Source organism: Fontibacillus panacisegetis, from assembly GCF_900102215.1.
In the GTDB taxonomy this organism is placed as follows: domain Bacteria; phylum Bacillota; class Bacilli; order Paenibacillales; family Paenibacillaceae; genus Fontibacillus; species Fontibacillus panacisegetis.
Window position 1 is genome coordinate 142,253 of record NZ_FNBG01000009.1, and the last position, 7,591, is coordinate 149,843.

General features: G+C 42.9%; 6 protein-coding genes. 2 read left to right on the forward strand and 4 right to left on the reverse strand.

Annotation, left to right across the window (positions count from 1 at the left end; genetic code table 11):
• Nucleotides 1-3 precede the first annotated feature (3 nt).
• From BLS49_RS10090 to BLS49_RS10100, 3 genes are all read right to left on the reverse strand, one after another.
• Nucleotides 4-303: an AzlD domain-containing protein gene (locus BLS49_RS10090; RefSeq protein WP_091229227.1), complete on the reverse strand. Its 300-nt coding sequence runs from the start codon at nt 301-303 to the stop codon at nt 4-6.
• Nucleotides 300-1,034 (reverse strand): AzlC family ABC transporter permease, encoded by a 735-nt coding sequence (locus tag BLS49_RS10095; protein WP_091229230.1) that lies wholly within the window; start codon nt 1,032-1,034, stop codon nt 300-302. The genes BLS49_RS10090 and BLS49_RS10095 overlap by 4 nt, the downstream gene beginning before the upstream one ends.
• A 203-nt stretch (nt 1,035-1,237) precedes the next feature.
• The gene (locus BLS49_RS10100; protein WP_091229233.1) at nt 1,238-4,102 is read right to left on the reverse strand and encodes a PAS domain-containing hybrid sensor histidine kinase/response regulator; all 2,865 of its coding nucleotides are present in this window, start codon (nt 4,100-4,102) and stop codon (nt 1,238-1,240) included.
• A gap of 331 nt (nt 4,103-4,433) precedes the next feature.
• Here BLS49_RS10100 and yhbH point away from each other — a divergent pair, with 331 nt between their 5' ends.
• Both yhbH and BLS49_RS10110 read left to right on the forward strand, forming a co-directional pair.
• Complete coding sequence (yhbH, locus tag BLS49_RS10105; RefSeq protein ID WP_091229235.1) at nt 4,434-5,600, forward strand: sporulation protein YhbH; 1,167 nt, start codon at nt 4,434-4,436, stop codon at nt 5,598-5,600.
• Entirely contained in the window at nt 5,597-7,033 is a 1,437-nt protein-coding gene (locus BLS49_RS10110) for a SpoVR family protein (protein WP_091229238.1), read from the forward strand. The genes yhbH and BLS49_RS10110 overlap by 4 nt, the downstream gene beginning before the upstream one ends.
• Before the next feature lie 211 nt (nt 7,034-7,244).
• Here the strand turns inward: BLS49_RS10110 and BLS49_RS10115 are convergent.
• The coding region (locus tag BLS49_RS10115) for a transposase (RefSeq protein WP_245742327.1) at nt 7,245-7,591 on the reverse strand (347 nt) is incomplete at its 5' end.

Here is a 7,591-nt window from a genome sequence, read left to right on the forward strand (position 1 = left end):
CTCCTATAACATTTTTACAAGAACTGCTGCCGCAACTGATAATACGACTACAAGAAACAACGGGATTTTTTTGACCAACACAAGCAATACAGCAACAACACTTGCAGCGATACCGACAAGCGGGTTGCTTTCATCCACCTGAAACACACCGGGAATAGTAATAGCACTAAGAACAGCCAATGGTAATCTCTCTAAAAATGGATGCATCTGCGCACCATCACCCGCCTTATTGGCCAGAACTAACGGTAAAAAACGCAACAGCATTGTGATTACACCCATAACAACAATAACGAGCATAATCATATCGCTTCACTCCTAACCTTCTTTTGTTTATCTGGAACTCTTCCACCAGCCCATCCTCCGATCAGCATTGCAGCTATTATCGCAGCAGTACCCAGATAAGGATGCAGCAGCCACGAAGAGAGCGAGGCAGCCGCAAAGACCGCTAAACTCTTTCTGCTCTTGAGCAGCTCAGGAACGATAAGCACAATCAGCAGCGAATACAAGGAGGTGTTCAGAGCAGGCAGCAAATCACCAGGTATGTACTCTGCCAGCAATATCCCCGACCATGTTGAGAGCAATGAGGCCGTATATGGCAGCAATTCCAGTCCTGCCATATAGGAAACCGTCAGCGGTTTATTTCGTTCAATATTTTTACGTGACATTGTACTCACCGCGTATACTTCCTCTGTAAGTCCAAAACCTATGATACCTTTTTGAAAGCTGCTGCAATTGCTCCTAAGCTTTCGGGAGAAAGACATACTAATGAAAAGATACCTTAAATTAATAATAAAAGTAAGAAGTAATATAATTGGAGCCGCTGTTCCTGCTGCCAGTAACTTAACCCCTATGAATTGACTTGCCCCTGCATAGACCACAGCAGATAACATGAAAACCTCCAGATCTCCCAAATTTAGCGCCTTGCCGATCAAGCCAAACGTCAGACAAGCAGGTATATACCCCATGACAATCGGAAGCGAATCAACGCATCCACGCTTAAATTGCTGTATTATGGATAGACTGTTTTCGTTCAAAATATCCCGCCTTCTTCTGAAATTTGTAACAAAGTCATTGTATCCTATATTTTTTTGTGTAAAATAACCAATTGTAGCTTACGGTACCATACCAATTCACTAAGTCTATCCAGGCAATCTGCCTGACAAAAAAAAGAGCTGCCCTACAAGTAGAAGTTATCTACTTGGGGCAACCCCGGACAGCTCGCAGCCTTTAGTGTGAATCACAGCTCATAGAAGAAAGCTCTACGCGACTTCCAATCTTCAAGCAATTTGTTAATTTCCCAAGGCTTCAAAGGCTTGCTGATGACTGTTTCCATACCGCTCGCAATACATCTCTCCTGTTCTTCTTTGCTAATATTAGTGCTAACCCCGATAATAGCTGGCATTTTGTCTGCAGACATCAATTGACGAATTAATCTAGCAGATTTAATACCATCCATGATCGGCATGTCCAAATCCATAAACACCATATCATATTTTTTAGCCGACAATGCTTCTACCACTTCAATCCCGTTATGAGCCAGATCAGGATGGTATCCTAATTTCTCCAATAATTGAATAAACAATTGGCAATCGACTGGATGATCTTCCGCAATTAACAAAGATAACGTATTTGTGTCATCTTGCTTGATCTGCAATTCAGGAGAAAGCATGACAACTTCGCCTTGATAGTACGGCACTACATCAGCAGATATCTCAGACAGACTACCAGCACCTCCGATATCACTGGCCCCCAGCTCTTCGAGCCCCTGCTGCTCCTCTTCAGATGCATAACCTCTAACATCACTAAGCAGGGTAAATCTAAATGTTGATCCAACACCTTCAGTGCTTTCAACGGCAATAAAGCCGCCCATCATCTCAACGATCTTTTTACAAATCGATAGTCCAAGTCCTGTACCTCCATATTTTCGATTCATAATCGGATGAACTTGAGAGAAAGATTGAAACAACTGATGCAGCTTGTCCGCTGGAATGCCGATTCCCGTATCGGTTATGCTAATTTCTAATAAGCTAGACTGCTCATTATAGGCGGTCAGTTGCTTCACCTGTACTTGAATGCTGCCTTCATCAGTAAACTTCAGGGCATTTCCGATCAAGTTAACGAGAACTTGACGCAGCCTTGATGGGTCACTTGTAATAAATGAAGGTACATCGTTTGCAATCTCGTATTGCAATTGAATGCTTTTTTTAGCTGCTTCAGGCAGAAACAAATCAACAGCACCTGTGAGACAGGACTCCAGATTGAAATTTTCATACTCAAGCGCCATTTTTCCGGCTTCAATTTTACTAAAGTCAAGAACTTCATTCAGAATAGACAACAATGCATTGCTACTACTGGAAATGACTTCAGCGTAATATCGCTGATCCTCATCAAGCTCTGTATCCAGCAGCAAATCAATCATTCCGATTATCCCGTTCATCGGTGTCCGGATTTCATGACTCATCATCGCCAAAAATTCGGACTTCGCCTGATCGGCCCGTTCAGCTGATTCCTTCGCTCTCATGATTTCGCGTTCGCCTGTAATATCATTAAATACGACTACAGCCCCAATTAATTCATTCTTCTCAATCATCGGGTTAACACTGTACTCCACAAGGAAACTTGATCCATCACGTCTCCAGAACACATCCTCTTGCATACTACGCGGGATCCCATCCTCCACAGTAAGTATGATCGGACATTCTTCCAAAGGATAAGCCGAACCATCGATCTTCGTATGATGAAAAAGATGATGACTGGAATCCCCGATCAAATCCGAAATCCCATAACCAAGCATAGTTGCAGCCGCCTGATTACAAAACACAGTCCGGCCATGACTATCGAGCCCATAAATACCTTCGGATACAGATCCAAGAATGAGTGAATGAAGATAACTAAGCTTCTCAATTTGTTCCACGTACCGCTTTCGCTCTGTGATATCGCTGATTATTCCATATACACCAACAACTTGTCCATCCACAACAATCGGCACATTCGTTACTGTCATCTCAAGCCTGCTGCCGCCCTTGCAAATAACTGTCGTCTCAAAATTTTGCGATTTGCCCTGCTTGGCCATCTCAAAATGAACAACCATTTGGTGCAAATCTTCTGGATCGATCATTTCAAGATGCTTTCTGCCAAGTAGCTCCTCTCGAGAATATCCGAGCAGTGACTCTAAATTTGAATTCAACGAAGTGTACTTTCCTTCCAGATCTACGGAATAGACACTGGCTGGATTAAATTCAAACAATGAGCGATATCGCTGCTGGCTTTCCTGCAATCGGCGTTCGCTCTCTTTTCGCTCGTTAACATCACGAGAAATTGCAATAATCTCCCCGGGTTCATCAGAATTGTCCAAAAATTTATATCTAGCCGAGCTTTCAAACCAAATATACCTGCCGTCCTTATGGCGAATCCGGTACGTCATTTTACTGACATGTCCCTGACTAAAGTAAAGATTTACATGCTCCTCGATCATTTCAATATCGTCTGGATGGTAGTAATCAATAGCACTGGTCCCGATCATTTCCTCCGGCGTGTAGCCTAAAAGAGCTAGTGACGACGGAGATACATAAAGATACGTTTTACTCTCATCCGCGGAGAGACGTGAGATCAGATCCATGGAATATTCAGAAATTAATCTGTATTGTCCCTCGCTCTCACGTAACGCATCCCTCATGCGCTTTTTCTCTGTCAGGTTTTTCTCTTGCGTTATTTTCAGATCAGTTATATCTCTGACAAAAGAATTTACGCCTACTATTTTGTCTTTATACACAATAGGTGCGTAAGTCGCATGCACTACTCTTATTTCTCCGTCCTTGCGCCTAAAAGAGACCTCAAAGCTTCCCTGTTCTCCAGCCAGTGCTCTGGAATAAAATAAATTTCTCTTGTTCAGATCTTGTCCTTCAAACAATTGCTCCGGTGAAATAAGTAAAAAATGCTCTGGAGTGTATCCCGTCAATTTTTCAACCGATGCATTTACACGCACATATTGTCCATCCATATCAATGATACAGATCGTATCTGGATGGTTATCATAAATCAATCTATATGTACTATCTTCCTCAATTATTTCTTTAAGTAGCGACCGTTTATCATTCAACACAGCAAAAACCCCTTTGTATGCTGTTGGCAAATTGTTCAAGTTATGATATATATCACAAATTATTTTAACCTATGATGCTTGTTTATGAAAGAGTCACATTGCCTAGTATAATGCTGCAATGTTGGCCCGATTGCCTTCTTCAAATCCCGCATAACAGGTTGTTTCATAAAATAAATACATTAGTAATAGACTACACGCAACCACAAAAGTTTCACAATACTTAATGAAGGAAACTTCCTCTATCCCTCACATATCGTAAGTCCTCGTGAATATACTTATTTACAACCATTCATTAGCGCCGTTATTTTTGCCCATAAGGAGGTGCCTACTATTGTCATCATTTGATCCGCACAAAACCAATTTTGTCGTCTCAAAAGAAGATTGGTCGCTGCACCGTAAAGGATATCAGGATCAGCAGCGTCACCAGGAGAAAGTGAGAGAAGTGATCAAGCAGAATCTTCCGGACCTGGTTACCGAGGAAAACATCATTATGTCTGACGGTAAACAGATCATAAAGGTACCGCTCCGTAATCTGGAGGAATATCGCTTTATTCATAATTTTAACAAGCAGAAGCATGTCGGTCAGGGTGACGGAGACAGCGAAGTAGGTGATGTGCTTGCACAAGATCCTCCGAAAGGTCCCGGCAAAGGTGGAAAAGCAGGAGATCAACCAGGTCAGGACTATATTGAAGCTGAGATCAGTATTGAAGATTTGGAAGAAATGCTGTTTGACGAGATGGAGCTGCCCTACATTGAGGAAAAGGACAAAGAGGAAATGGAAGCCGTATCGTTCCGTTTTAACGACATACGCAAAAAAGGACTCATGTCCAACATCGATAAGAAACGTACGATTCTGGAAAATCTCAGGCGTAACGCAACTGCCGGAACCCCCGGCATTCACAGCATCTCACCTGATGACCTGCGCTACAAAACCTGGGAGGATATACGAATCCCTAAATCCAATGCTGTAATTATTGCCATGATGGACACATCAGGCTCTATGGGTAATTTTGAGAAGTATTGTGCCCGTAGCTTTTTCTTCTGGATGACTCGTTTTCTAAGAAAACAGTATGAAAAGGTGGATATCATTTTTCTTGCTCATCATACAGAAGCCAAGGAAGTTTCTGAGCATGATTTTTTCAACCGCGGTGAAAGCGGCGGAACGATATGCTCCTCAGTATATCAGAAGGCTCTGGATATCATCGACGACCGATACCCGCCCTCAAGCTACAATATTTATCCGTTTCATTTCTCTGATGGAGATAATCTGACCTCGGATAATGAGCGTTGCATCAAGTTAATCGGAGAGCTGTTACAACGCTGCAATCTGTTCGGCTATGGTGAAGTCAATCAGTATAACCGTGGCAGCACTCTAATGTCCGCCTATCGTAATTTGAAGCAAGACCGCTTCATGTACTATGTCATTAAAGAAAAGGGCGAAGTCTATAATGCGCTAAAACGATTTTTCCACAAGCGGGACGGAGGCGAAGTATCATGAGCAGCGAGCATGACAAGCTTGAATACGCCATTGCAGAAATTATGGAAATAGCTGACAGCTTCGGCCTTGACTATTATCCCATGAGATATGAAATATGCCCTGCTGATATCATCTACACATTTGGAGCGTACGGAATGCCGACCCGATTTTCTCACTGGAGCTTCGGAAAAATGTTCAATAAAATGAAAATGCAATATGACTTTGGCTTGAGCAAAATATATGAACTCGTCATTAACTCAAATCCGTGCTATGCCTTTCTGCTGGACGGCAATTCGCTCATTCAGAACAAGCTGATCGTTGCGCATGTACTCGCCCACTGCGATTTTTTCAAAAATAATGCGCGGTTCAGCAATACTAACCGTGACATGGTCGAAAGCATGTCAGCCACCGCAGAAAGAATCAGCCACTATGAGCTGTTGTATGGAGCAGATACTGTAGAAGCCTTTATCGATGCAGTGCTGGCCGTTCAAGAGCATGTTGATCCGCAGCTGATCAAGCCCCGCCGATATGATAAACGCAGACAGACTGAGGAGAAGCTTCGCATGGCTAAAATGCGTGGTAAGGAGCCTCTTAGTCAGAGCCGATACGCGGATCTCTGGTCTCTTGATGAGGCGAGCAAACCGATATCCAAAACAAGCGATTCCCCTGTTATCTTTCCGCCGGAGCCTGAAAAAGATATTGTCTGGTTCGTACAGGAATACTCCGAGGTTCTGGAGGACTGGCAGCGGGATATTATGAGTATGCTGCGAGAGGAAATGCTTTATTTCTGGCCTCAAATGGAAACAAAAATCATGAACGAGGGCTGGGCTTCATACTGGCATCAACGAATCATTCGCGAGCTCGATCTGACGAGCGAGGAGACAATAGAGTTCGCCAAATTGAACGCCTCTGTCGTTCAGCCGTCCAGGCAAAGCCTTAATCCATATTATTTGGGTTTGAAAATTTTTGAGGATATCGAGCGACGATGGGATAAACCTTCCGAAGAAGAACGCAACCGCTTGGGTCGTATCCCTGATCAGGGCAGGGAGAAAATTTTTGAGGTTCGCGAGCTGGACTCTGATACTTCCTTCATACGCAGTTATTTAACGAAGGACCTGGTTCGTGATCTCGATCTCTACGTATTTGAGAAGCAAGGGTCAGAGTGGCTCATTACGGACAAATCGTGGGAGAACATTAGAGATCAGCTAGTAGCTTCAAGAATCAATGGCGGTTCACCCTATATTGTCGTTCAGAATGGAGATTACCAGCGATCTGGCGAACTAATGTTAAAGCACCAATACGAGGGCATTGAGCTGGATTTAAAATATTTGGAGCGCACCCTTCCATACGTATATCAACTGTGGGGCAAAACTGTACACCTCGAAACTATCGTTGAAGAAAAAACCGCTATTTTTACCTATGATGGACAAAAGCATTATCGCAAGATTGTGTGATCGAAAAACCTGCAAATGTCGTAACTACTTAGGTACTATATTTAGATTTCCAGGATTGTTTGATTACCTTATATTGTGTTTTCAACCTACTTGGCTTGAGAGTTTCGCCTCATTTCGGAGCAGTTACATAGGTGGAAAATCAATATTTAGTATCTCAAACATCGACTTCACACGAAATATACTATATAGGTACCTAAGTAGTAACCAAATGTCAGGCTGTTGAGATACCCCTACTTTTAAACTTAGTATCGAAAGAAAAATGAAAACGAAGGTGTAAAATACAATACGAAATCTTGTGCATATTCGAGATAGTCCTTCTGGAAAGATGAAGGGCTATCTTCTTAATATTCTGAGCAGTTGCGGTTAGCAACGCTTGAATCTGTACATTTTCTCTGCCCCGAAACCGGCAATAGCGAAGCCCGTGGAGCACTTTGGCATCCGCGAAGCTTCGCTCTATAGTTTGGCATCGTATGGCGTAAGCAGCTTTTCCTGCATCACTTTGCCGGTATTTTGCTACTTTTTCCTTGTCGCTTTCCCAAATGTGGCGTTGTACGGTTC

Excerpts from the sequence above, each read along its gene's own strand:
- BLS49_RS10110 (WP_091229238.1), top strand. The coding sequence starts at position 5,597 with ATGAGCAGCGAGCATGACAAGCTTGAATACGCCATTGCAGAAATTATG.
- BLS49_RS10090 (WP_091229227.1), bottom strand. The coding sequence starts at position 303 with ATGATTATGCTCGTTATTGTTGTTATGGGTGTAATCACAATGCTGTTG.